The organism is Fibrobacter sp. UWB11 (assembly GCF_900143015.1).
GTDB lineage: Bacteria > Fibrobacterota > Fibrobacteria > Fibrobacterales > Fibrobacteraceae > Fibrobacter.
The window spans coordinates 363714-390232 of sequence record NZ_FSRT01000001.1; the positions used below are offsets into that span (position 1 = coordinate 363714).

Here is a 26519-nt window from a genome sequence, read left to right on the forward strand (position 1 = left end):
TTTCTGTTTCTATAGTTATTTAAACTTCTCGCTTATACTAGAGCAAGTGCTTTTTATATAAGACTTGAAATGCTTTCTAATAGTTATATTTTACGATATGAAAATTGTATTTATGGGAACGCCGGAATTTGCGGCTCATTTCTTGGAGCATTTGATTGCTTCCGATAACGAAGTTTTAGCGGTTGTCACACAACCGGATCGTCCTGCAGGCCGTGGCCGTGTGCTCACGCCTCCACCAGTCAAGGTAACTGCCTTGAACCATAATTTGCCGGTGTTACAGCCGACCGATTTGAAGTCCCCCGAATTTGAAGCGGATCTCCGCAAGTACGATGCCGACTTGTATGTTGTTGTTGCATATTCCATTTTGCCGAAGAACATCTTGGCTGTCACAAAATTTGGCGCCGTGAATGTTCATGGAAGTTTGCTCCCGAAATATCGCGGTGCGGCTCCGGTTCAGCGCGCCATTGCCGATGGCCTCAAAGAAACGGGTGTTACCGTTTTCCGCTTGGACGAAAAGATGGATCATGGTCCAATCCTTGCCCAACGCACTGTTGTAATTGACCATCAGGATACGACCGCGAGCTTGCTCGACAAGATGGTTGTTCCGGGCTGCGAAGCTTTGGACGATGCTATTAGCCAACTCAAGAATGGCTGCGAAAAGGATTTGACGCAAGATCATGCTCAGGCTAGTGGAGCTCCGAAAATCAAGAAAGAAGAAGGTTTGATTGACTTCAATCTTCCGGCTCTCACGATTCACAACCGCATTCGTGCGTTCAACCCGTGGCCGGGTGGATATGGAAAGCTCGGTGGCCGCATGGTGTATCTCCGCAAGACGGATACTCCTGAAAATGGTCCAACGCTTGCACCGGGTGTTGTTGAATTTAAGGATAATCGTCTCTTCGTTGGAACGGGCGATGGCGTTCTTGAAGTGCTTGAAATTCAGGCCGAAGGTAAAAAGCCTATGCCTGTAGCAGACTTTATGCGTGGAATCCAAAAGCGCGAGGGACTTCAATTTTGCTAACAGAACGTGAAGATGCCTTTCGAGTCCTTTTGCTTTGGCAAAAAGACGGCTCATTTATCAAGGAAAGTGGACTTTCTCCATTTGCGATGGAACTTGCTTTAGGCGTTTGCCGCAGGCATTTGTACCTCGAATATTTTGTAAAGTCGCTTACGAAGAAAATGCCGTCGCGTGAAGCCTGCGTGATTCTTGAAATGGGCCTCTTCCAGATGTTCTTTATGGATGTGCCGGATTATGCGGCCATCAATGCTAGTGTGGAACTGGCGAAGTTTGCAAATCTTGGCGAAAGCACGGCGCGACTCGTGAATGCTGTGCTTCGCACGGCTCGCCGTCAAGGCGAGCCCACGCTGCCTCCGCAGCGTGTCCGCCGCGTAAGCGTCGAAAATTCTGTTCCCGAATGGCTTGTACGTCGCTGGTTCGACGTTTACGGCGGCGACCATGCCGAAGCGTTGGCTAAAGCAACGCTTGAACGTCCGACCGAATGGATTCGTGTGAACTTGCAAAAGACGAGCGCTCCGGTGCTTGCCGAAAAACTCGGTATCACGGGTTCTTCGATTCTGTACGATCGCTACATCGAAGTTCCGCGAGATGTTGGCGTTAAACTGTTGCTTGCAACGCCTGAATTTGTGAACGGCCTTTTCTCGTTCCAGAATCCGTCTGCTTTTGAAGTCGTGAAACTCTTGGACTTGAAGCCGGGATTGAAGGTGTGGGATGCTTGTGCCGCTCCTGGCGGCAAGACCGCTCTCATGGCTGAAATGGATGGCTCGCTTGAAATTCTCGCGAGCGATTCGTCCGCTTCGCGTCTCGAAAAAATGCAAGACCTGATGACCCGCTTAGGCCTTACGAACATCAAGACCGAAACCATTGATCTCGCCGCAGTCCCGCAAGCCCCCGTGGCTTCTCGTCTCTCATCTGAGGCGAAGTTTGACCGCATTCTTCTCGATGTTCCTTGCAGCAACATGGGCGTTATCGCTCGTCGTCCGGAATCCGTTTATCGCATAACTCCTGAATCCATCAACGAAATTGCTGAATTGCAATTCAAGATTCTAGAAAATGCGTCTACCGCACTCGCACCTGGCGGTCGCCTTGTGTATGCTACGTGCAGCCCCGATCCGACGGAAACAACACGCGTTATCGCACGTTTCCTAAAAGCGCATCCTGAATTTGTAAAAGTGGGTGAACCTGTTTTGCCTGGTCTCAAAGATTCTCGTTTAGATGGCTTTTTTGCGCAAGCTTTGGAATACAAAAAATGAAAAAACTCATTACGATTCTAGCATTAGGACTGGCGTCGATTTTGCATGCAGGGGAGGATTCGTTCGCGTTTAGAAACGATTCTCTTGCAGTTGCAAACGATATCTCGTTTTCACATTTGTCCGTATTTCTCGAAGGCGGCGAAATTTACCCGATGGGCGATTTGATGGACGCCGTGAAGAATACGTTATATGGTGGAGTCGGAATTCACTACACTTATTGGGAAAACGTTGATGGAATTGTGATGTTCCAATACGCCTATTTCAAACCGAGAACGGATATTTATTATTATGGTGTTCATCAGTTTATGGGCCGCGTTGGTGCTGATTGGAAGTGGAAAACTATCCAGCCGGTAGTTCTTGGTGCAGGATTTTCTTGCAGTTGGACACGTGCCGATGCCGAAGAAACCTTTGCAAATAAGCGCGGAGGAACGTTGACGGACAATGAAACTGAGTTCGGTTGGTATGCAAGAATAAGTTTGCCTGTATTCAAGTATAAAGAATACAGCGCCGGTTTCCACGTTATGTGGGAACAGCTTTGGACTCTTCCCAAACGTTCTAATATGCTTTACGCTGGCCTCACTTTTGAAAGGAGTATTTGGTAATGAACTCCTTGTTGAATAAAATAATATCTGTTTTTGCCGTTTCTGCTGGTGTTGCTTTTGCTTCAATCGATCCAGAAATGGAAGGTATGGAAGTTGTCTCTCGTGACGATGGAACGTTTTTGGTTGGCTCTCCGACGTTCTATTTCGATCGCGCTCTTGGTGCTGGTGGCATTCATTCCGAAAGTGAAATTTGGACACCCCGTAAATTGCGCTATCGTCAACTTTTCAATCGTTTGTCTGTTTTGCCGAGTTGGGCCCCTATCGAAACGCCTTCGGTTTGGATGAAAACTGGCAATGAAATTGGTGATTTAATTTATCAGGATTTTTTAACGGAACCGAGTGAACGGCCTGGCAATAGAACTCCGATTTTGGAAGCTGGCGTGCGCACTCCGCTGTGGCATGGTCTTTGGGCTACATTCCGCTTGTTCCAAGATGATCATTACAGTACCAGAATGGTTGATTATCGAAGAAGTTCTGTCGATGGAACGTTCTCGTTCTTTGGTGAAAACTGGCCCATGTTCAGTTCTGCTTACGGTGGACTTGGGTTTACGAACGATTTTATAAATGCTTCTGTGCTTGCCGGAATGGAGTACATTTGGCTCTTTACAGAAAGTTCCAGATGGATTCCTGTGCATTACAAGCCGCGTGTCGAAACTCGTGCTGATTTCTGGAATTTCTCTACAACGTTTGTTTTTGAAAATGCAGAATATCAGGATAAACGCAAAAAGGAATCTGGTGAACGCCATGAGGTAAATGGCTCTATTCTTTACAATTGCGGTGAAAGTTGCAAACGTGGAATGCTCCAACTTTCTGCAGGCTTGGCTTTCCGTTTCCTTGATGATGATGGCGTTGTTTATACAGGATTGATGGATAATCGTGTCTTGTGGCCTTTCCTCGAAATGCGCGTTCGTCCGATGGATCAACTCAAGTTTGATGTGGTGTTCGGCGTCAATGATAGAGATTGGCTTGTGCAAGACAGCATCGAATATCGTGTTCCTGTTTTGGAAAAATTGAATGTTACTGTCGGTGGTAAAAATATCGCTGGTACTCGTCTAAATCCGCTTGCCGATACTTATGAGTATTTTGATGGCGATACAATTTCGCTTACTGCAAATGGCCGAATGAATTTGTTGCAGGCTTATGTTGGCGTTGAAGATTCTCTTACGGATTTCTTTGGCGTTGGATTCCGTGGCAGTTTTTGGGCTGAATATGGTGCGGAAACATTTGATACAAAGGAATATGTGGAAGACGGCCGTTATACGTTCCGCCATGGCGATGTTGCTCGAATCAATTCCTGGATTAAGGGCGTAACGGGTGAGTTTTGGCTGAAACTTTGGTACAAGGACTTGCTTAAGTTTACAACGCTTACGGGCTTTGAACGCATTGATGGTAAAGAAAAACGTTTCGAAGTGAATCCGTCTGAATTTTTTGTTTCATTTAATGCTGATTGGCTTATTAAAAAGACTTTCCGTATTTCCCATTCACTACGCTATAGGAGCGATGCCGAGTGGAACCTTCGTTCTGTAGACCCGTTTATTGTAAAAGGGGACTGGTATTGGGACGTTACGTTTGAACAGCGTTTCCCGAAATGGGGAATTACTTTAGCTGGCTCGATTATTCAGGCTATTGGTGATGAAGTTGTCGAAACACCTAATGGCGATTATAGCCGTGTTCGCTTCTTCTGCACTGCAAAGAAAGCATTCTAATTGTCGTCTCTGCTGTTTTGCATGTCATTCCCGGCGTAGACCGGGAATCGCCTTAAAACACTTTCTTCAAAGCTTTTAAGCTAAATGAATTCGCGAAGGTCTCAAAGGCTTTCGCTTTTTCTATCCATTCAAATGCAACTGGCTTGTTGCTATTCGCATTCAATTTCGGTAAATGCGCTGCTTTTGCTGTTGTTGAAAGTTGCACATGCAATACATCACATTCGATTTTGTGAACTGTGATGTTGTGGCGGAATGTTCCGCAATGTTTTAGCGATTTGACTTCATCGGCGTTGATGTATTCTTCTGCTTTGGCGGGGAGCGCAACAGTTGCGTGGCGAGCGCTTTCAAAATGGGGGAGTGCTAGTTGACCATCTAAGAACTTTTGGCCACCATTTACGGCGAGAATTTTTTCATCGGCGCTTTCTACGATGAGTACGGTCCCGTGCCAACTTTTTTCGGTGCGCTTTTTGGCGGGTGGAAATTCAGCTGTCCGGCCATCCAAGAACGCGCGACATTCACCACGGAGCGGGCAGGTTTTGCAGAGCGGAGACTTTGTCTTGCAAATGGTTCGCCCCAGTTCCATTAGCGCTTCGTTATGCATATACGCCTTTGGTGAATCTGCTACCTCCCGCGCATATTCCCAATAAATTTCGCTTGCACTTACGTCATTGCCCTTCGTGCCATGACTGCTGCGTTTCTCCAATGCGTGAACAAGCTCCCGCGCAGTCGAAACTTGCACGTCATTGCGAGCCTCCTGCAAGGAGGCGTGGCAATCTATAGAGGTTCTTTTATCAGTCGGCAAAAAATCAAGCTCATAAAGCCTGCTAAAAATCCTAACGAGATTCCCGTCTAAAATCGCTTCACGCTTGTGATATGCAAGGCTTAGAATAGCCCCTGCGGTGTACGCGCCAATGCCCGGCAACGCTTCAAGTTCCTTGCGAGTCTCCGGCAATTGAACGCTGAACTCGTTTTCTACGTCATTGCGAGACCCCTTACAGGGGGCGTGGCAATCTCTATGTGTGTTAACAACAATTTTTGCGGTTTTCAGTATATTCCTTGCACGACTGTAATATCCAAGTCCTTGCCAGTACTTGAATACCTCGGCTTCATCTGCTTTTGCAAGAGTTACTATATCCGGGAATCGTTTCATCCAGCGGATAAAATAATCCTTGACTGTCGAAACTTGCGTTTGCTGGAGCATCGTTTCGCTGATCCATACGGCATATGCATCACGCGGCGCATCCAAATCTGCAAGCCTCCACGGCAATTCTGCCGCGTTTGCCCTGAACCACTCGCGCAAACGTTTCAAAGAATCTGGAGTCATTTGTTGTTAGTCAATGGTCTTTAGTCAATAGTCAATAGTGGGTTTGTGCATTTCAAAAAATGAGTTAAGAGCTCTGAGTTATTAGAGAATTTTATATTAAGATATTCTAATAACTACTGACTATTAACTAGTAACTGCGCCTCCGGCGCTCAAATCCCGTACACTTCTTGCTTGAGCTTCCTGAAAAATTCGAACTGCGTTTTCGTCGAACTTTCAAGTGTGTACTGCTCGCTGCGCTTGTGACTGTCGATTCGCATCTGTTCGTAAACTTCAGGCTTTTCAAGCTTGATGTTGCGACATTCTTCCAATGTTTCAAGCCACTTCGTTTCGTCAATCGGCAAAATGCGTCCGCACTTGTTGTCGTCTTGCACAATGCTTCTCGGACCGCCGTAATTGCTTACGATAGCGGGTGTGCCTGTAGACATGGCTTCTACGACCACATTGCCGAAAGTATCCGTTGTGCTTGGGAACAAGAAAAAGTCTGCATCTGCATAAAGGCTTGCGAGCATCTCGCCGCCCTGTTCGCCTGCAAAGCAAACGCTCGGATTGTCCTTGAACTGTTCCTTGATTTCTTCAAGGTACCAGCCGTAACCCACGTACATGAGTTCGACGTCATCATACTTGGCAGAGAATTTTTTCCAAACGGAATTCAAAAATTCTAGATTCTTTTCTTTTGAAATTCTGCCGATGAAAGCAAAGCGCACCTTTCTCTGAGAACGGTCATTTCCGAATTTTTCCCAAGCGCCCTTGCCGCGTAAATCGGGCGAGAACTTTTCTAAGGGGAGCCCGCGGGGGAGAATTTGCACTTGATTTGCCGGAACCTTCAAGTCCTTTTTCAGAATGTCCGCATAGTCTTCGCATGGGCTAATGACTGGGCGTGCCATCCAGTAGAAAATGCGCATGAGCCAAAGCACGTAAGTGTGCATCCACTTTGCCTTCACAAGCGTCTTGGCGTATGTAGGCACATCGGTGCGGTAATGGCTGAACACTTTGATTCCTGCAATCCATGCGCATAGGCAAACGACCCAAGCGCCTGGGCTCGGCGTTTCCAGCTCAATCATGTCAATCGGGTAACGCTTGATTAAACGGAGTGCTGGCGAAATGCGCGGAATGGCAAGTTCGCTGTTGGCATATCCGAGCTGTTCCATGCTGAACAAGCGCGGCAACAAAACACAATAGCCGTTTTCAATAACACCGCACGGGCGAGTGTTGAATGCGCTTCCGGCGAGGTAAGCCTTCATGCCATGTGCGCGCATGTACGGAATCACGTTTCTCAAGTTATTGGCGATGCCATTTGTCTCGTCCAGATTGTCCGAGTAAAACAGAATACGTACATCGTTCGGATCTCTATGTTTGCGTTCTTTTTTCAAGTAAGAACGTAACTTCAAGAGCTTCGGTAAATTCAAAATCGGCGTCAGCGCCACCAGTGGTGGAATCCAGCAGGTACGAATATTTCCGGGAGGTCTGTGGTCAAACGAGAACATCTTGCGGAAGGTACTTGTGACCTTTCGACCAAAAATTGCCGGACGTGAATCGAGCTTGTCGCTAGCCTTGAGCTTTGTTGAATTTGACGCAGTCGTCATACTTCACTCCTTTGCCACCGAACAAGTCTAAAGCGCTACCAATGGTGAGGTCAATCTTTCCGTTAGAAATTTCCTTGCAGTGCATCAAGTCTTCGAGCGACTTTGCACCACCTGCGTAAGTCACAGGTATTGGGCTGTTTTCGGCAAGGAAACGAATCAGGTCATCGTCCATGCCCTGTTGCTTGCCTTCGACATCTGCCGCATGAACTAAAAATTCATCGCAGCTCTTGGCGAGGTCTTCGAGCGTTTCCTTTGTAATTTCGATATCGATAATCGTCTGCCAACGGTTCGTTGCAATCTTCCACTGGGGCTTGCCGTCTACGATTCCTGTACGCTTGCAGCTCAAGTCCAGAATCAAATGTTCCTTGCCGACCGTCTTTACAAGTTCGTCAAGGCGCGAACGATCAAGTTTGCCGTCCGGGAAAATCCAGCTCGTCACAATCACATGCGAAGCTCCCGCTTTGATGTACTCCATTGCGTTCTGGGCGTTAATTCCGCCGCCAACTTGGAGTCCCCCTGGATACGCCGAAAGCGCGTCCTTAGCCGCGCTCTCGTTTCCCTTCCCGAGCATAATCACATGCCCGCCTTTAATTCCGTCTTTCTTGTAGAGTTCTGCAAACCAGGCCGATGATCGGTCAGTTTCAAAATTCGTTTTGAGTCCCGCTCCGCTATCGGAAAGAGAACTTCCGACGATTTGCTTGACCTTGCCGTCGTGCAGGTCAATGCATGGCCTGAATTTCGTCATTAGTCCTTGACCCCTGTAATAGCCCAGTCGATATTCTTGCCGAGACCGTTCTTGCTTCTGCCGCGGTAGAACAACACTTCGCCGCCTGCGGCAATCTTCATGGCCTTCTTTGCAAACCAGCCATCAATCTTGTCCAAAAGCGATGCCTTCTGCAAAACCTTGTTCACGGGGAACACCATAGCCGGGACACCATTCTTCCATTCAAAGGACAGCGTTGTTTTCGGGAACTTCTTGCCGTTATAATCGGAACCGCCTTCCTTGATTTTTGTTGGGATGGCGACCTTCATGCCCTGCGGACCGTTGTACAAGGCGTAGCCCATGAGTTGGCCGTCCGTTGTGAGCGTAATGCGTCCGGCGTGCATCGGCGATTTGTCGCTTGTGCTAAAGTTGATGGTGCGCGATGCGATTTCGGTTGCCTGTGCGGTTTGCCATGTCTGGTCCATATAGGCGTAACCCTTGACCGTCAAGGTGTCTTCGTTGTAGGCAATCTTGCCTGTTACACGACCGTACGGAATATGAATATACTGGGCAAATTTCTCCTTGCCAAATGTCCAGGTGCCGTTACCCGGAACCATGCCTTGAACTGCACTTTCGAAAGTCACGTCCAGAAGGAACTTTCCACCCTTGTCTGCACTGTAAAGCACACGGTGGCCCTTGCCCGGCTTGTTCTGGAGCAAGTATTCGCCCTTGATGTCAATCGTTGCCTTTTCCTTGCTTGCGACAAGGCGTTCAGGCGGATACTGGCGACCGACAGAGTAAGTTTTTCCCTTGAAGTTCCAGAAACTCAAGTCGCAACCGATTTTGCGGCCCGATCCTGGCACGTGAAGCACGGAATAGTTCACAAAGGCGCGGGTGCCGTTGTCGAATACGAACTGGTAACTCCAAGTTTCGTTAAATTCCTTGGTGAGAGGATTGTGCGGCATAAAGTCAGAGACGGTAAGGGCTCGATCGGCTCCGGTCGGTCCCGTAACTTCTGCGGCGTGGGTTGTCGCAGAAATAGCAAGCAGGGTGCAAATCCCCAAAACAATATTTCTTATTTGTAATCTCATACTTGAAAAAATAAAAAAAAGCAGCCCTTGTGGAACCGCTTTATCGTAAATTTCTGCTGAACTGCGATTATTATGGATGAACCGCAAGTGGCTGGCTTAAATTACAGGCGCAAGTCGCGTCCCATGCCCATTTTCAGCTCTACACGGCGGCGGACAACCATCTCGTTGAACAAATCCGAGAGGCAGTCTTCCATGCAAATCATGGGCTTCCAGCCGAGTGCCATAATCTTTGTGGGGTCGCCAATCAATAGCGGAATGTCGTTACTGCGGTCGTAACCCGGATCAAATCTGAAGTCCACGCTCACACCGGAGATGTCCACGAGCATTTCCACAAGTTCGCGGAATGTGTAGGACTTTCCGCAGCAAATGTTGAATGCTTCACCGGATTCAGCTGTGTTCAAAATCTGGATAGCGGCGCGAGCAACGTCACGTACGTCAACAACATCGCGGCTTACATCGAGGCTTCCCGAATAAATGACCGGTTCAGCACCGTAATACTTTATCTTTACCAACTGGTATGCGATGGAAGGAATCACAAAACGGCGGCTGTGGTGTGGCCCTGTAAAGTGGAACGGACGAGCGAATACAACGTGGAGCCCGTTTGCATTGCGGAACTGGTTTCCCAAAATTTCCATGCAAGCCTTGGATGTGGCATACGGAGTTAGCGGATTTGGGGGGTCCGTTTCTTTGTGCAAATAGGTCAGTTGCTGTTCCGTACGGCCGTAGATTTCGCTACTGCTGAGGAGCAATACTTTTGCCTTCGGCACAACCTGTCGCACCGCTTCGAGGAGCGTCTGCGTACCCAACAGGTTAATGTTGAGCGTTTCATAAGGCTTCTTGTAGCTAAGCCCCACAGAGGACTGGCTTGCCAAATGGTAAATGTGCGTTGGGGAAACTTTCTGAATCATTTCCAGCACATTCCTGAAGTCCAGCAAATCACCGGTAAGGTACTGTACTCCTTCGACCTTTTGCCACGGTTGCGGAAGTTCATCACTGAAGCTATATAGCTCGTGATTGGTGCCGCTTAAGTTAGATAGAATACTGTACCCAAGTGATCCCGTACCCCCGGTAACCAATATACTCATCTAAACCTCACTCGCCTGGATGGCTTTCCAGGCTTCTGCAATAATACCCTTATCAATATTACAAACTTTTTCGACCTTTCCAATCTTTGTAGGTAAAATATAAACTCTAGTGCCCTTTTCGGCCTTCTTATCGACAGCCATTGCTGCCCATGCTGCTTCGACATCCGTGTTGTATGTTTTCGGGAATCCAAGAGCGTCAAGCAACTTGTTTTGGCGCAGTTCGTCTTCCTTCGAAAGTTTTCCGAGGAGCACTGCGGCGCGTGCAGCTACTCGCATGCCCAAAGAAACGGCAATCCCGTGGCTGAACAGTTCGTAATGCGTGAGCTTTTCAATCGCATGCCCGAACGTGTGACCGTAATTGAGGATGGCGCGGAGGCCTGCTTCCTTTTCGTCGATGCCCACGACTTCGGCCTTGATTTGGCAACTGCGGAAAATCATGTGCTTCAACACGTCAAAGTCATGTGCCTTGATTTTTTCAACGTTATTTTCAAGGTAGGTGAAAAATTCTTCATCGTAAATCACACCGTACTTGACGATTTCGGCAAGACCCGCAAGGTATTCGGTTGGGGGGAGTGTGTTCAGCACAGAAATGTCGCAGACAACCGCTTTCGGCTGGTAGAATGCGCCAATCATGTTCTTGCCTTCGGCATGGTTCACAGCGACCTTGCCGCCAACGGAACTATCGACCATTGACAAGAGTGTTGTCGGGAACTGCACAAACGGAATGCCGCGTTGGTAAGTGGCGGCACCAAAGCCTGCCATATCGCCAACAACGCCACCGCTGAATTGCAAAAGGCAGCTCTTGCGCGTGTAACCGCGGTGCAACATAAAGCTGTAAAGCTGGTTCAAGTTGTGGAGCGTCTTGTGGCCTTCGCCTGCCTGGAACTTGAAAATCGGGCAACGGCCTGCCTGACCGCGGAGTTCCGAAAGCTTCGTGTTCTGTTCCTTGGCAATCGTCGTGTCCGTGCAAATCAAGAATTCATAAGTCGGAGCAAGGCGTAAGCCTTCAAGCATAATTGCTGCATCCGGCACAATGTTTTTGCCGATGAAAATCGGGTAGCGGCCGCCTTCGCTCGGGTGCACGTCCAGCGCATGGCTTTCCCAGAACTTGAGCATGTGCATAATACGTTCTGTCACATGCGTTTCGGAATAGTCATTTGAACTTTCGACGCTAAAGTCCGCATTGGCGTAATTCTTTTCGCGTTCCTTGAGCATGACCTTGATTTTTTCAAGGCGTTCTTCGTCGGTAAGATTTGCAAGGAGCGGGCGCGTATTTTTGCGGCCAATGCGTTCCGAAAGCACTTCGGGCTTTGCCCACAGGCGGATGATAGTTCCGTTTTCGCGGATGACCTTCAAGTTTTCTGCTTGCGTGAGGGCGCCACCGCCAAGAGAAACGACTAGAGGCTTTTCGCTTTGTGCAATTTCGGCAATCACGTCGCGTTCCATCTTGCGGAATGCCGCTTCGCCGTCTTGTTCAAAAATTTCGTTGATGGATTTCCCGGCACGTTCTACAATGACGTTGTCTGTGTCGACAAACGGGCGTCCGAGGCGGTCTGCGAGGGCGCGACCCGTGCGGCTTTTGCCACTGGCCATAAATCCTGTAAAGTAGAGATGCTTCTTCATATTAGCCCTGCATTCCTTTGCGCATAATAGCGACAAGTTCTTCGTTTGTTTTGTTTTCGGTTTCCTTCGGGAACCATTTTTTAAAGCTTTCGAGCCCCTGGTGCACGAGCATGCCTTCGCCTGTTACAATCTTGCAACCGTTTGCTTCTGCCATTTGCAAGAGCTTGGTGCGAGGGGGAGTGTAGACAATGTCGCAGACGACCTGACCCTTGTGCAGACATTCGCTGGTAAGCGGAGAGTCGTTTACGTTTGGGCTCATGCCGACCGAAGTCGCATTGATGATAATGTCGAAATTTGCGGAAATATTCGCGAATTCACCAAATGTCGTGATCTGTACAGTCTTGAAATTCTTGTTGCCTGCATTGCCGGACTGGAAAAACTTGTTCAGTGAACCGGCGAGTGTTTCGCCTTTTTCCTTTGAGCGGCAAACAATTGTAAGCTCGTTTTCTTGTTCCACAAGCGTAAAAGCAATCGACTGGGCGGCGCCACCGTTTCCGAGTAGCGCAATTTTCTTGTTAGATGGACTCACGCCATTTTCTTCAAGATTTCTTACGCATCCGTACGGGTCTGTCGTCGTTCCGCAAAGAGTTCCTCCCACAATTCCGTCTTTCCAATACAGGGTGTTTGCGCTGCCGGTGAACTTCGAAATTTCAGAAAGTTCATCCACCAGGCGAGCCGATCCGTCTGCATTGAAAAATTCTGTCTTGTAAGGAATGGTGACGTTTGCGCCACGGAACTTCATTGCCTTAAAGCCTTTGATGGCTTCTGCAAAATTTTCGGGTTCGGGGGCGTAGGGGAGATAAGCCGCATTAATGCCGAGTGCTGCAAAAAGGGCGTTGTGCATGGCGGGCGATTTGCTATGTGCAACCGGATGCCCGAATATGCAAAGAGTTTCCGTCTTTCCGTTTATGGAAGCCAAAATAACCTCGCTATGTCCTTCCCACCAATGGGGAAAAACTCTAAATAAATACATTACAAAGATATATTATTCTTGCGAGAAAGAATGAAAAAAGATGTTTGTTATTGGTTGTTAGTCATTGGTCATTAGTCGCTGGTCTTTAGTCTAAACGCCCCCTAGACACAATTTCTATATTTGTGCCCGATGAAATTACCTATCGTTTGCATAATTGGACGTCCGAACGTCGGAAAGTCCTCCCTCTTCAACCGCATTCTTGGCCGCCGTGCTGCCGTGGTGAGCGACCGCGATGGTGTTACCCGCGACCGTCATTACCAGAATGCGATTTATAAGGGTCACGAATTTACAGTCGTCGATACGGGTGGATTCTTGCCCGATGATTCTATCGACGTTTTGGCGGACAGCGTCCGCACTCAGATTTTTAACGCTGTGAACGAGTCTGACCTCGTTCTCTTCATGGTCGATATCCGCGTGGGTATCACCAAGCTCGATCAGCAGTTTGCACGCCTCATCCGCAAGCTCGACAAAAAGGTCATCCTCGTTGCAAACAAGAGCGAATTGCAGGGCGATCGTCAGGAAAGCTACGAATTTTTGAAGCTTGGCTTTGGACAGCCGCGTACAATTAGTGCTTTGACCGGCTATGCTTGCCTCTCGCTTTTGGACGAAGTGGTCTCCGTGCTCCCGACTCCGGTTCGTGGCGAACGCCGCGAAGAACGTCCGGTGCGCTTTGCCATTCTTGGCCGCCCGAACGCAGGCAAGAGCACGCTCCTCAACCGCCTGTTGAACGAAGATCGCGCTGTTGTTTCGGACATCCCGGGTACGACCCGCGATTCCATTGACTGTGACTTTGTCGTTGACGGACAAAAGTTCGTCGTTACCGATACCGCAGGCCTCCGCAAAAAGGCTCGCGTCGAAGACGAAGTGGAAGTATTCAGCAACATGCGTACGCTCGAAAGCATCCGCCGTTCTGATTTGTCCGTGCTCGTCGTTGATTGCACGCGCGGCATGGAAATTCAGGACTACCGCATCATCACGGAAATCCGCAAGGCGGGCAAGGGTCTCGTCGTCGTGCTGAACAAGTGGGACATCCTCCCGAACAAGAACGACAAGTCCTTCGACCACATGGTCAAGGAACTCCTCGAACGCGAACCGATGCTTGAATTTGTTCCGATTCTTTCAATCAGTGCCAAGGAAGGCCAACGTGTGGGGCGCGTGATTCAGGCTATTCAGACCGTCTATGCCAACTGCCGTCGCGTGCTTGGCCGTGACCGCGTTGCCGAAAGTTTTGCGAACTTCTTGCAGGAGAAAGCTCCTCCGAGCCACAATGGTCGTGTCGTTATGCTTACCCGCGCCTGCCAAATCATGGTGGAACCGCCGGTCATTGACATCGAAACTCGCACGCCGGAACTTGTCGACGAATCGTACAAGCGTTACTTGCTCAAAAAGTTCTACGACGTGTTCCAATTGCAGGGCGCTCCGCTCCGCTTGAATTTTGATAGAAAGTTAACCCTTAGAAAGGATGAAGAACTTGAACAGTTTACTGAGTCTTCCAATAGCGTACTTGCTGGGGTCGATCCCCAGCGCCATATGGATCGCAAAACTCGCGAAAGGTAAGGACTTTGACATTCGTGACTACGGCTCCAAGAATGCGGGCCTCACGAATACATTCCGCGTGCTCGGCTGGAAGCCTGCTCTCCCGGTCGTGTTCATGGATTTGCTCAAGGGTTTCTTTGGACCGTTTATCGCCCAGAAAATGTGCGAAGCTCAGGTCGCCGCTGGCGGCGCCGATTACAGCGCATGGGTACCGCTCGTTGCTGGCCTCCTCGTGATTCTCGGCCACAGCTTCACTTGCTTTGCTGGTTTCCGCGGTGGTAAGGGCGTGCTCGCTGCCCTCGGCGTGTTCCTCGCGATTTCGCCCTTGACGGTTCTTTGCGCATTTGCTCTCTGGATTCTCCTCACGGTCACCACGAAGTACGTCTCCGTCGGTAGCATCTTTGGGTGCGGGCTTCTCGGCGCACTTTCCATCTTTGGCTATGTCTGCCCGGAATTCTACTTCGAAAGCATCAACCTTGGCCAGATGATTCTCGCCGTGATTGTCGCCGTGTTCGTCATCGTAAAGCACAAGTCGAATATCAAGCGCCTCCTCAACGGCACCGAGAACGGCTTCGGCTCCAAGCGCAAAACAAATGCGTAGGTTGAGTGTCGCGGCCAAGCTTGCTTGGACATGACCGAGACCAGCATTTGGGACTAGAGCGTAGCGATAGTCCCAGTAAGGATTTGTCATTCTCGCTGAATCTTGTCATTCCCCTAAAGGGGCCTGACATGTTCGCCTCGGATATAGAAACATGCAAGCATGTTTCTATATCGCTCGGCTCCATTGTCATTCCACTTCGTGGAATCTCCCTTACATTTTATGAATATTGATGGCTGCAAGTCCATAAAATATTGTAGATTATATGCGGCAATGATTTTTGGCAATGTTAACCATTGGCAAATGACTATAGACTATTAACTAGGAATCATATTATGAAAGTTACAGTTTTAGGTACCGGTGGCTGGGGTTTGACCCTCGGTCAAGTTGTTTACGAAAACAAGAACGAACTCACTTTTTGGACCAATTCCCAAGCAGAAGTAGACCTTCTCTCCACCGAACACCAGTACAAGGACAAGCTTCCTGGCGTTATTTTCCCGGCTGATTTTAAATATACAACGGATATGCATGCCGCATTGAACGGCTGCGATATGGTCTTGATTGTCGTGCCGTCGCAGTTTATGGCAAGCGTTGCCGCGAATCTTGGTTCTTGGACTCCTGAAAAGGGGAAGGAACCGATTGTTGTCTGCGCCACGAAGGGTATTCTCGAGGGCACGGACCAGCTCATGAGCGAAGTCATTCTCGAAAAGGTTCCCTGGTTGACCGAAGACAAGATGGTCGCTTTCAGTGGCCCGTCTCATGCCGAAGAAGTGAGCCGCCACGTGCTTACCGCTATTGTGGCCGCTTCTGTGAACGAAGATTCCGCAAAGATTGTGCAGCAGGCGATGAGTTGCTCTTATCTCCGCGTCTATACCTCGACCGACATCGTCGGTGTGGAACTTTGCGGTTCCGTGAAGAACGTGATTGCTATTGCTTCCGGTGTGCTTTACGGTCTCGAAGCGAGTGGCAAGTTCAAGATTGGCGACAATACACGCGCTGCAATCCTCACTCGCGGTCAGGCAGAAATGTGCCGCTTGGGCCGCGCTCTCGGTGCAAAGCCCGAAACGTTTGCCGGTCTTGCCGGCATGGGCGACCTCATTGTGACGTGCCTTTCGCAGCACAGCCGTAACCGCTACGTGGGTGAACACATTGGTAAGGGCGAAACGCTCGACCAGGTGCTTGCCGGCATGAAGATGATTGCCGAAGGTGTGCCGACTTGCCGCAGCACGCGCGCTCTCGCCAAAAAACTCGGCGTCGAAATGCCGATTGTCGAAGCAGTCTATCAGATGCTCTTCGAAAACCGCAAGGTCGAGGATGTGGTCAAGGAAATCTGGGGCCGCGAACTCAAGGCCGAAAACTGGGCTTAATTCCTCACGTAAACTTATCTTTAATTTTTAATACAAACTTTGCCCGCCTTGTGCGGGCCTTTTTTTATCCCGTTGTCCAGAGCGTTTTTCATTGTGTCATCCTGAGTGCAAAAACCTTATGGATTCAGTAAAATCACGAAAAAAAACAGGGTAAAAACAATAAAATTCCTCAAAAAAACATTTTGTAAACTTTATTTTACAACTATAGAGATGAATGATTCCATGCTATTTTGTTTGGATTTCCGTTTCCACCGAAATTGCCCAAATTGAATAAAAAACGCCAATTATTTAAAAATATTTACATTTTAAATTGTATTCTTTTTGTAATAAAAACGTGTTAAAAAGAAAACTTTATTCCAAGTTGGTATAATTTTTGTAAGCAGTTTTTAACATTTTGCGAAAAATTAATGTAAACTTTGATTTGTGAAAGTTTTTCACAAAGAATGGAGAAAATTAACAAGGGAGCATATTATGCAGTACACAAAACTTAGTGTTGCGGGTTGTGCCGCACTCATGTTTGGCCTCCTCGCTTGTTCTGGCGAAGATGGAAAAGATGGCATTAATGGTGTCAACGGCCTTAACGGTGCCGATGGCGCTAGCTGCGAAGTCAAGTCGTTGAAAGACGGATCTGGCTATAAAATCCTTTGCGGCGGTGACTCTGTTGGTGTCTTGCTGAATGGTAAGAATGGTGCTACCGGTAAGCAAGGTATTACAGGTGCCACTGGTGCCAAGGGTGATACTGGTAAAACAGGTGCTAAGGGCGATAAGGGTGACAAGGGTGATGGTTGCTCTGTTGCTGCTTTGTCCGATAACTCCGGTTACGATGTCTATTGTGGCGCTAACAAGGTTGGTGTCATCAAGAACGGAACCGATGGTAAGGATGGCGATGCTTGTACGACGCAAGCTGCTGATGACGGTATCGTAATTAACTGTGGTGGCACACTTACCAAACTTATGAATGGTATTGGCTGCTCTGGCACAACCGTTAACAAGGATGGCCGAACGGGTATCGAAGTTGCGTGCGGTGGCACCTTGGTCGATACGTTGTGGAATGGTTCCAATGGTAGCGATGGTTCATCTGCTACGGGTTCCTGCACAAGCGTAGATGATGGCAAGGGCGTTGTTACTGTGACTTGCGGATCTGATGCTCCGATGAAGATGTTCAAGGCCGTGTGCGGTGCTGAACCGTTTGATCCAGAAAAGAAATTCTGCGTTCTTGGCAAGACCTATGACCTGTGCGAAGGCAAGGCCTATGTCGTGAACAGAGAATTCTGTAACGATGGCGTTGTTGCTGAATTGTGTTCTGAATTCAAGTTCAACAAAACAAAGACAACTGCTCAATTTGTTACTTATCGTGCAACGACCAAGGATGAATTCTGCTGGAATGGTATCGTGACTCCGAAGTGCGGAGGCCAGGAATTCGACGAGAATGAGTACTGCGGCAAGGCTTACGATGGCGTAACAGACTCTATCTATAAATACTGTGACAAACCCTCCAAACTTGAGGATATTTATGATGTCATCGGTCTGGCCTCGGTTGTTGCTGAACCGGAAGAAGGCGCAGAAGAAGGTGATGCCGTTGCCCCGAGTTCTTCTAGTCAGAGCTTCTTTGGAAACCTGATTGGAAAGCCGCTTACTCACTATAATGAAGAAAAGTTGGTTGAATTCTTTACAAAACTTGGTAACATTCAGAGTGGTGTAACCGAGTGTGGTATCGAAACTCCGGAAAAGTGCGGTAGCAAGGTCTATAACGCGAAAAAGCAGTTCTGCGATATTCGTGATGAACGTCTCTATAAGTTCGTGACCATTGATGGTCGCAGATGGATGGCTGAAAACCTTGCGTTTGAATACAAGCTGCCTCAAATTGACTCTTCTGAAGGTAGTGATCCGGCGCTTTGGTCTGTTGTTCAAGTTGGTGGTAAGGTCCAATATGAAAAGGATGCCTTCGAAAGCTTCGAAAAGAATGGAACCCGTTACTATACTTGGAATGCTGCAATGGGCAATGGTGACGTGAGAAAGATAATGAGTGAAGACGCAATCGCTGCTCTTAAACTTAATCCTAAGGATGAAGTCGTTGGAGCCTGTCCGGATGGCTGGAGACTGCCGAATAGTGATGAACTCAACGCTCTCAGTCTTAAGGCCAACGCTGCAGAACACGGATTTGAGGATCTTGACGATGCAGAAGATGTAACGGTAAACTTCAATGTTGAATTCTTGGGATACTATAATGTCAATACTAAGGATGTTGTTGATGCTAATGAAGCCGCATACTTCTGGTCTGAAACTCCGGTTGAAGAAGATGAAAGACAAGCAGTTGACTTGCTCGTTACTGGAAAAGACCAAAGTGTTGTTAATACCTCTAACAAGGTGTTCGCATTCACAATCCGCTGCATTGAAAATCTTCCGAATGAAGATGAACCTGAAGGCGGTGAAGGCGGCCAGGGCGGCGAAGGCGGCCTAGAACCTTAACATTCACTAATAACTCTCACATAATACAGCTCCAAGGCACCTGGCTCTCCACCAGGTGCCTTTTTCCGTGTGTTGTCGTAAATGCTTGAAACAAAAGCGGCCCGCTTTCGCGAGCCGCTTTCTGCATAAAAGTCAATTGCGTTTAGCTTATAGAGACAGCTGAATGCATCTAGCGAATTGCTATCTGCACATTCAGCTGACTAGATTTCTACTTACTTCTTGAATACGCGCTGTGCGTTGTTCTTTGTCTTCAAGATGTAGGCGCCTTGGCGGATGCTCGGCTTGAGGGTACCGTTTTCGTTGAGTGCTTCGCTCTTGAGACCCTTCCACACGAGGTTTCCGTTCAAGTCGAAAATCATGGCTTGCGTCTTGCTGTCGTTGAAGGCAACTCTGCGGTTCATCTTGATGGAGCTGGAGCCTGTGCAGCCTGTGGCAACAATCTTTGCAATGTAGATGCCGGCAGATTCGCTGTTGAAGGTGAGTGCGGTAGAACCGTTTTCGCCTTCTTTCTTGAGGGAGACCTTGGTTTCGCTCCACTTGGAGCCGGCAGCGAGTTTGCCATATTCGTAATCGACCCAGCTGCCGCCTGCAGCACCGCCCACGTTCACGTAAGCATCAGAAGTGCCCTGGCTGCGCATGGTGATGACGAGGTTAGAGCAAGAGGCGAGTGCCTTGGCGCCTTCTTCGCTGATGTTCAAGAGCTGGTTCTGGTAGCCGCAGGTTTCTTCGGACTGGTCGCAGCCGGCGAGCGGAACGCTTGCGTAGCCAGCGATGCCATCGATTGCCGTTGTGCCGTAGGTGACAGCGGAGAGTTTGTCATCCATGGCCTGCCAGGTCGTAACGTCGGTTGTTGCTGTGTAATCGACAATGACAACGTCTGCTGTCGGAACGATAATCGGTTCGACGTAGCTGGAGTCGCTTGTTTCGTCCTTGCATGTTGCGACTGTGGAAGCGGCTGCGCCCTTCTTGTAAACGAGTGTCGTGATGGAACGGGCCGGGAGAACGGTGCATGCTGCAACAGAAATGTTCTTGCTCTTGAGGCCGTTTTCCTTGGACTGCACGGCGGTAATGAGGCCGTAGCCTGCAATTGCCGGATTGTCGAGCTGGATTGCGGTGCTACCCGTATTGATGATAACTGTAGAAATTGAGTCGCCGTTTGCGCTGAGGAAAGCTACCGTCTTGAGGTTTGCTTCTGCAGTTGCGGTGGCAATGACGCTTGCACCTGGATTCACGAACTTGGAGAAGTGGCGCATGGCGTGGTATTCCGGGAAAATCTTGAAACCGGCTTCGTCACAGACGTATCTGCCGCTGCCATCCAAGTCCCAACCTGCGCCCGGGCAAACACCGATCATCTGGGAGTGGTAACCCCAGAAAAGCTGCCAGGCGATATAGCCGGAAAGGCGGCCGTCGGTAAAGCCAATCTGCATGATTTGGGCGAGGCCGAGCATGTCCTTTTCGCGCGGTTCGTCGAGCATCGGGCAGAATTCCGTCATGATGATAGGCTTGTCGCCCTTGCCGTACACGTCTGCAATAGCCTTCATCGGCTTGCGGAAGTTTTCCGGATTGAGATAGTTGTTGCCGGAGTTGTCGTTTCCGTCACCGGCGTGGTAAAGGTGGTAAGCGTATCCGTCGAGCTTGTTTGCGTCGAGTTCCTTGGCGTACTTTTCGAAGTTGCTGTAGCCAATGCCGAGTGGTTCAGGTCCGAGGAGCTTGGTTTGTCCCTTCACGGCATCGTAGACGGCGTTTAAAGCTTCCTTGTAACCGGCGATTTCATTAGTTTCGGTCGGTTCGAAGAGGGTTTCTTCGTAATCGGCTTCCATGTCCGGTTCGTTTTGGAGAGAAATGTAATCCGGAGAGATTCCGGCAGCCTTGTAGGCTTCGAGGCTCTTTTTCCACCAGTTGGCGAAATCGCTGTAGACGTATTTGCCGTACGGGTCGCTGTTCGATGTCTTGAGCGTGTTTTGGCTCTTGATCTTTTGGCCGTTCACTTTACCGTTCAAGTCGCCACTCGGTTTGAGCTTTGCCGGAGCGGACCAGCTGGACATCTGGATTTTCATGTGGTCGCCGAGACGCGTCTTTGCAGCCTTGACGATGTCGATGTCGTCTTGCAATTTAGAAGCATCTTCGTCCTGATACCAGTTACCTACGCGGAGCAGGGAAATGTTGAGTCCTGTGAATGCGGTGTCAAAAAGGGCTTCCTGGTCTGCTGCCGGGAGATTCTTGATCCAGCTTTGGTAGTAAACGCTTGCGCCACCGAAGCCTGTCACTTTTTGGGCGGTTGTGCTCGGATCGACTGTAACGCTTGCTGCGAAAGCGCTAGCGGCGAGCAATGCCGTAGAAATCAAATGTTTTTTCATTTTTCACTCCTAAATTACACCGGATATATCCCTACACCGGTTCTACCATACACCGAGAGGGAAAGATACTAAATGTAGCTCGGAGTTCCAAGTTCCGAGTTACTAGAAATTGAACATGCCGCGGAATTATTCCTGTGGTATTCGGTCAATTTTATTACAAAAAATAACTGGATGCTTCGTTCTTCGAACTCAGCATGACGAATTAAAAATCCGAATTTCTAACTCCTAATCCCTAATTGACTAATACGCTCCGTCGCCTTTGAATACGACCTTGAACGTCTTGAGGATGAGTTTGATGTCTTCGCTAAGTTTTCCATCACGACGGATGTAGTCGTTATCGAGGCGCATCTGCCCTTCGAATGAAATGTTGCTACGGCCGCTGACTTGCCAAATGCAAGTGAGACCCGGCGTTACAGAAAGGCGCATACGGTGCCAAGGTTCGTATTCGGCCACTTCGGACGGAATAGGTGGGCGAGGGCCGACAATGGACATGTCGCCTTTAAGAATGTTGATGAGCTGCGGCAATTCGTCGAGGCTGAACTTGCGGAGAACATGGCCGAACGGATAAATACGCGGATCGTTCTTCATTTTGAACGTCTTTCCGCCCGTTTCGTTGAGAGCCATAAGTTCTTTTTTGCGTTCTTCTGCATCAACGTACATGCTGCGGAACTTGTACATTGTAAACAGAGCGCCGTTTTTACCTACGCGAGTCTGCTTGAATATAATGGGGCCTTTCGGGTCGCTAATTTTAACTGCTAGGGCGCAGAACAAGAGTAGCGGTGAAAGTGCAACAAGCGCAATAGATGTGCAGGTGACGTCGACCACTCTTTTGATGATGTGTCTAAAGCGGATTTTGTGCGGATGCACCCAAATATCCGAAAGGTTAAGCCTGTTGAGCGTGAAGAAGCTTCCGTTGGTGCTATTGAATTCCTTCAATTTAGCATCCATTTCGAGGTTGTCCTTTTCCTGGTATCCGGTGTAAAGGTAGGCCTGGAAAATCGGAGCCTTTGGCTTGTGGCGGAGAGCCTGGATGAGACCTGCATCGTTGAGCTTGTGGAGGATTTCCTTGCGGATTCCTTCGAGCGTGCTCATGTCCGAATTCAAAAGGATGATTCCGATACCGCTATTGTCGGAGAGGTAGCCTAGCACGTCGATAAAACGCAAGTGCGAAAACATCGTAAGAACGCTGATTTTCCACGTATTTTCGACAATTTTTGACGGGCGGCCCCAACCGAGCACATCGAACTGGTGGGAATAAATCTTTATAAACAGGAAGGGCTTGCGGGTACGGTTCGCGCGGAGAAATTCCTCGTTTAACCTAGCCTTGAAGAGTCGGGCTGGGTACACGATATTCTTTATCTTTTGCTTGTTAAGTATCGAACCAATAGCTGGGTTTACGGCTTCCTGTTCCATGTTGTTAAATATAGTAAACAATTGGAATTTAGAACTTAGGACTTAGTCGTTGGATATTGATCAATTGTCATTAATATTTTATGAATGTACCGGAGGTCACAAAAACCTAGTTCCTAGCTACTGACCACTAACTACTAATTACTATATTTACCGCGTAAAATTTAAAATGGAGACGCTATATGTTGCGTATTGGTTTAATTGGCACGGGTACCGTTGGTGGTGGTGTCATTCAGATTCTTGAACAGAAGATTGCAGAATACAAGGAAAAATTGGGTGTAGAACTCGAACTCTCCTGCATTTGCGCCAAGTCCGAAGAAGAAGTTGCCCCGTATAAGGCTAAGGGCTATAAGGTCTCGACCAACGCCGACGAAATGATCGCCGGTAACGATATCGACGTGCTCGTGGAACTCGCCGGTGGCTACAACATGCCGCGCAAGTGGATTCTCGCTGCTCTCGAAAGCGGTAAGCATGTGGTGACTGCAAACAAGGCTCTCCTCGCCAAGTATGGCCACGAAATTTTCCCGCTTGCTGCAAGCAAGGGTCTGCATGTGCTGTTCGAAGCTGCTGTTGGCGGTGGCATTCCTATCATCCGCAGCCTCCAGGAAGGCTTGCTCGGCTCTACGGTCGAAAGCTTGAGCTGCATTATCAACGGTACTTGCAACTACATCCTTAGCCGCATGGCCGAAGAAGGTCTCGACTTTGATGTCGTCTTGAAGGACGCCCAGAGACTCGGTTTTGCCGAAGCTGATCCGACCTTCGATATCGAAGGCATCGACTCCGCCCACAAGACGGCTCTCCTCGCTAGCCTCTGCAGCGGACACCGTGTGGACTTCGAAAAGATTTTCGTTTCCGGTATCTCCAAGATTACCGCTCAGGATATCGCTATTGCCAAGGAACTTGGCTGCTGCGTGAAGCTCCTCGGTATCTACCGTCGTGACGGTGAACGCGTGGACGCCCGTGTCCATCCGTGCTTTGTACCGCTCAATCACCAGCTCGCTAGCGTGAACCGCGTCTTGAACGCTGTTTACCTCCAGTGCGACAACCTCGGCGAAACGCTCCAGACCGGTGCCGGTGCTGGCCGTCTCCCGACTGCATCTGCTGTTGTGGCTGACCTCGTGTCCCTCGCTCGTTCTACCGATATGGGTTCCCGCAAGGCTCTCCCGATGGGCTGGTTCAACGTCGAAAATTCTGCAACGCTCGTTCCTATCTCTGAAACCAGCGCTCGCTACTACCTCCGCTTCACGTCCCGTGACGCTTGCGGTGTGCTCGCCAAGATTACGAAGATTCTCGCTGACAACAACATCTCTATCGAAACGATTATCCAGAAGGATGTCAACGATCCGGGCAAGGTCTCTATCGTTGTCATTACGGAAAAGACTCTCGATAGCAAGCTTACCAAGGCTGTTGATGCAGTGAACGCTCTTCCGGAAATCGTCGAGAAGAGCCAGGTCATCCGCTTCCTCGCTTAATTTAAAGGTCGTATATGATTCGCGCAACTACTATGGAACGAATACTCTTAATCCTTTCGGATTTTGTAGCTTTGTCGATTTGCTTCGCCCTAGCATTTTGGGTTCAGTTCCATAGTGGTTGGATTATAGACAAGTTTGATCCGACCAAGACGTTCGATAGCTACTGGCATTACGGACTTGTCTTGAATATCGGCTGGCTTGGCTTGTTTGCCTTTGCCGGATTGTATCGATCATGGCTGTTGCTTTCAAGAACACACCAGGTGTTGCGCGTCCTTCGGGCTGTCGTGATTGGTGTGGTCTTGATTATTGTTTGTCTTTTTGGTGCAGAATTCATGGGGAAGGTTTTTGCAAACCAACCTCTGAATGAAGGCTACCTCTATGGCTCCAGGTTCCCGTGGATATTTATCTATGGTGGCCTTGCTATTTTGCTTGTAGGCCTGTTCCGCATGTCCATTTATGTATTCTTGCGGGCTTTGCTCCGTAAGGGGTATGGGGCGAACAACATTCTTGTCCTCGGTGCTACGGATGCAGGTCGAAAGATTGCTGAAGATCTTGCTAAAACTCCGGCTCGTGGTCAACGGGTCGTTGGCTTTGTGGATGAACGTTATCAGGTTTTACCGAAAGAGTTTGCAAACGTTCCTGTTCTTGGAAAGTATTCCGACTTGCCTGCGCTTGTTAAGAAGTACAAGGTAAGTGGCATTATCATTGCACACGAGAGTACATCTCCGCAAGAGATTATGCGTGTGCTGGTGTGGGTTTGCGAACTCCCGATTCATATTTACATTGTTCCGGAACTTTACAGCGTCGTGAATGGTCGTTTCAAGGCTAACCTTGTTTATGGCTTTGAACTGCAGGAACTTTTTGCTTTTACCATGCCGCCTTGGCAGGTGCAAGTCAAGCGTATTATCGATATCGCTTTTGGCTTGTTCCTTGGGCTTATTTCTCTGCCGGTTTGCTTGTTTGCAGCCATCGCTATCAAACTTGATGACCATGGTCCAGTATTTTATTCGCAGGAACGCATTGGTCTTTATGGCAAGCCGTTTACGGTTTATAAGTTTCGCACCATGCGTACCGATGCCGAAAAGTATGGCGCTCAGTGGGCAACCAAGAAAGACCCGCGCATTACGCGAATTGGTCATTTCTTGCGTAAAACTCGCATTGATGAACTTCCGCAGATTCTTTGTGTTTTGAAAGGCGACATGAGCATGGTGGGCCCGCGTCCGGAACGCGCCGTGTTTATCGGAAAGCTCCGCGAACAGATCCCGTTCTACATCAGCCGCTTAAAGATGAAGCCTGGTCTTACGGGCTGGGCTCAGGTTTGCCACCACTACGATACGAGTATCGAAGATGTGCAAATCAAACTCCAGTATGATATGTATTACTATGAGAACATGAGCCTTCTATTGGATTTCCAGATTCTCGTACGAACAGTTTATGTTGTTTTAACCGGAAAAGGCGCACAGTAATGTACGGCGATAATTCTACTCCAGTATTCCCAACCGAAGATGCTTTGACCATGATCCGCCTCGCTTTGGCGGAAGACGTTCGCACAGGCGACGTGACGAGCGAATGGACTATCCCTGCGGACCAGAAACAGCATGCCCGCCTCATCGCCAAAGAAGATGGCGTGCTCGCCGGCCTCCCGATTATTGAACTCGTGTTTCAGGAACTCAAGGCAAACGCCAAGGTGACGCTCCACAAGAAAGATGGTGACGTGGTGAAGAAGGGCGACCTGATTGCCGAACTCGACGGAACAACGCACGAACTTTTGACGGGCGAACGTACGCTTTTGAACTTCATCCAGCAACTCTCTGGTGTGGCAACGGTTGCTCACACGTTCCAGGAAGCTTTGAAGGGCGGCAAGACCAAGGTTCTCGATACCCGAAAGACGATTCCGGGTTTCCGCACGTTGCAGAAGTACGCCGTTCGCGTCGGTGGTGGTTCCAACCACCGCATGGGTCTCTTTGATATGGTGCTTGTGAAGGACAATCACATTGCTGCTGCTGGCGGCGTGCTCGAAGCTCTTGAAGTCGTCAAGAAGAACAATAAGCAAGGCTTGATGGTCGAAATGGAAGTCGAAAACTTTGATCAGCTCCGTGCTCTCCTCAACAAAGGTGTCGATGTCATCATGCTCGACAACATGAGCAACGAAATGATGGCCGAAGCCTTGAAAATCATCAAGGACAGTGGTGACAAGGTGCTTGTGGAAGGTTCTGGCAACATGACGCTCGAACGCGCTAAGCAGATTGCAACGCTCGGTCTTGACTTCATCTCTGTCGGAGCACTCACGCATAGCGTCAAGGCTCTCGACATCTCGATGAGAATTTAATTCGAAGTTTATCATGGCGG

20 protein-coding genes are annotated in these 26519 nt (G+C 48.9%); 11 read left to right on the top strand and 9 right to left on the bottom strand.

All coding sequences use genetic code 11. The features are described from left to right. The first annotated feature begins 97 nt into the window (after window positions 1–97). The 4 genes from fmt to BUQ91_RS01740 are packed head-to-tail and all read left to right on the top strand — an operon-like array spanning window position 98 to window position 4579. Window positions 98–1021, top strand: coding sequence for a methionyl-tRNA formyltransferase (gene fmt, locus BUQ91_RS01725; RefSeq protein ID WP_074207919.1), 924 nt, complete (start codon window positions 98–100; stop codon window positions 1019–1021). Then, window positions 1015–2271 (top strand): transcription antitermination factor NusB, encoded by a 1257-nt coding sequence (locus tag BUQ91_RS01730; RefSeq protein WP_074207920.1) that lies wholly within the window; start codon window positions 1015–1017, stop codon window positions 2269–2271. The genes fmt and BUQ91_RS01730 overlap by 7 nt, the downstream gene beginning before the upstream one ends. Beyond that, the gene (locus BUQ91_RS01735) at window positions 2268–2873 is read left to right on the top strand and encodes a hypothetical protein (RefSeq protein WP_074207921.1); all 606 of its coding nucleotides are present in this window, start codon (window positions 2268–2270) and stop codon (window positions 2871–2873) included. The genes BUQ91_RS01730 and BUQ91_RS01735 overlap by 4 nt, the downstream gene beginning before the upstream one ends. After that, window positions 2873–4579 carry a hypothetical protein gene (locus tag BUQ91_RS01740; RefSeq protein WP_074207922.1) on the top strand — a complete coding sequence of 569 codons (1707 nt, stop codon included), beginning with the start codon at window positions 2873–2875 and terminating at the stop codon, window positions 4577–4579. Before BUQ91_RS01735 ends, BUQ91_RS01740 begins: the two co-directional genes overlap by 1 nt. Window positions 4580–4631: 52 nt before the next feature. Here the strand turns inward: BUQ91_RS01740 and BUQ91_RS01745 are convergent, their stop codons facing one another. The 7 genes from BUQ91_RS01745 to aroE all read right to left on the bottom strand — a co-directional run bounded on the left by BUQ91_RS01745 (window position 4632) and on the right by aroE (window position 12907). Beyond that, complete coding sequence (locus BUQ91_RS01745; RefSeq protein WP_074207923.1) at window positions 4632–5903, bottom strand: A/G-specific adenine glycosylase; 1272 nt, start codon at window positions 5901–5903, stop codon at window positions 4632–4634. 149 nt (window positions 5904–6052) lie between these two features. Next, window positions 6053–7486 carry a glycosyltransferase gene (locus tag BUQ91_RS01750; protein ID WP_074207924.1) on the bottom strand — a complete coding sequence of 478 codons (1434 nt, stop codon included), beginning with the start codon at window positions 7484–7486 and terminating at the stop codon, window positions 6053–6055. Beyond that, window positions 7449–8231, bottom strand: a complete 783-nt coding sequence (gene hisA / locus BUQ91_RS01755; protein WP_074207925.1) for a phosphoribosylformimino-5-aminoimidazole carboxamide ribotide isomerase — start codon at window positions 8229–8231, stop codon at window positions 7449–7451. Before hisA ends, BUQ91_RS01750 begins: the two co-directional genes overlap by 38 nt. Continuing rightward, window positions 8231–9280 (bottom strand): hypothetical protein, encoded by a 1050-nt coding sequence (locus BUQ91_RS01760; protein WP_074207926.1) that lies wholly within the window; start codon window positions 9278–9280, stop codon window positions 8231–8233. The genes hisA and BUQ91_RS01760 overlap by 1 nt, the downstream gene beginning before the upstream one ends. Window positions 9281–9381: 101 nt before the next feature. After that, the gene (locus tag BUQ91_RS01765) at window positions 9382–10365 is read right to left on the bottom strand and encodes a GDP-mannose 4,6-dehydratase (protein WP_072827445.1); all 984 of its coding nucleotides are present in this window, start codon (window positions 10363–10365) and stop codon (window positions 9382–9384) included. Further along, window positions 10366–11988, bottom strand: a complete 1623-nt coding sequence (gene aroB, locus BUQ91_RS01770) for a 3-dehydroquinate synthase (protein WP_074207927.1) — start codon at window positions 11986–11988, stop codon at window positions 10366–10368. Window position 11989: 1 nt separating this feature from the next. Beyond that, window positions 11990–12907 carry a shikimate dehydrogenase gene (gene aroE, locus BUQ91_RS01775; RefSeq protein WP_074207928.1) on the bottom strand — a complete coding sequence of 306 codons (918 nt, stop codon included), beginning with the start codon at window positions 12905–12907 and terminating at the stop codon, window positions 11990–11992. A 183-nt stretch (window positions 12908–13090) separates the two neighbouring features. On the opposite strand from aroE, the gene der reads away from it, so the two are divergent. The 4 genes from der to BUQ91_RS01795 all read left to right on the top strand — a co-directional run bounded on the left by der (window position 13091) and on the right by BUQ91_RS01795 (window position 18931). Beyond that, entirely contained in the window at window positions 13091–14518 is a 1428-nt protein-coding gene (gene der / locus BUQ91_RS01780) for a ribosome biogenesis GTPase Der (RefSeq protein WP_074207929.1), read from the top strand. Continuing rightward, window positions 14466–15098 (top strand): glycerol-3-phosphate 1-O-acyltransferase PlsY, encoded by a 633-nt coding sequence (gene plsY / locus BUQ91_RS01785; protein WP_175566584.1) that lies wholly within the window; start codon window positions 14466–14468, stop codon window positions 15096–15098. The genes der and plsY overlap by 53 nt, the downstream gene beginning before the upstream one ends. A gap of 332 nt (window positions 15099–15430) precedes the next feature. Further along, a complete protein-coding gene (locus tag BUQ91_RS01790; protein ID WP_074207931.1) occupies window positions 15431–16462 on the top strand; it encodes an NAD(P)H-dependent glycerol-3-phosphate dehydrogenase in 1032 nt (343 codons plus the stop codon). Between the two features lie 471 nt (window positions 16463–16933). Further along, a complete protein-coding gene (locus BUQ91_RS01795) occupies window positions 16934–18931 on the top strand; it encodes a fibrobacter succinogenes major paralogous domain-containing protein (RefSeq protein ID WP_074207932.1) in 1998 nt (665 codons plus the stop codon). 212 nt (window positions 18932–19143) lie between these two features. Here BUQ91_RS01795 and BUQ91_RS01800 read toward each other — a convergent pair whose 3' ends face one another. Next, the gene (locus BUQ91_RS01800; RefSeq protein ID WP_074207933.1) at window positions 19144–21288 is read right to left on the bottom strand and encodes a glycoside hydrolase; all 2145 of its coding nucleotides are present in this window, start codon (window positions 21286–21288) and stop codon (window positions 19144–19146) included. A gap of 240 nt (window positions 21289–21528) precedes the next feature. Beyond that, window positions 21529–22722, bottom strand: a complete 1194-nt coding sequence (locus BUQ91_RS01805; RefSeq protein WP_254794316.1) for a sugar transferase — start codon at window positions 22720–22722, stop codon at window positions 21529–21531. Between the two features lie 158 nt (window positions 22723–22880). Here BUQ91_RS01805 and BUQ91_RS01810 point away from each other — a divergent pair, with 158 nt between their 5' ends. The 3 genes from BUQ91_RS01810 to nadC are packed head-to-tail and all read left to right on the top strand — an operon-like array spanning window position 22881 to window position 26499. Beyond that, entirely contained in the window at window positions 22881–24170 is a 1290-nt protein-coding gene (locus BUQ91_RS01810) for a homoserine dehydrogenase (RefSeq protein ID WP_072827436.1), read from the top strand. A gap of 32 nt (window positions 24171–24202) precedes the next feature. Then, window positions 24203–25636 (top strand): sugar transferase, encoded by a 1434-nt coding sequence (locus BUQ91_RS01815; protein ID WP_254794315.1) that lies wholly within the window; start codon window positions 24203–24205, stop codon window positions 25634–25636. Next, window positions 25636–26499: a carboxylating nicotinate-nucleotide diphosphorylase gene (gene nadC / locus BUQ91_RS01820; protein ID WP_072827434.1), complete on the top strand. Its 864-nt coding sequence runs from the start codon at window positions 25636–25638 to the stop codon at window positions 26497–26499. The genes BUQ91_RS01815 and nadC overlap by 1 nt, the downstream gene beginning before the upstream one ends. Window positions 26500–26519 lie beyond the last annotated feature (20 nt).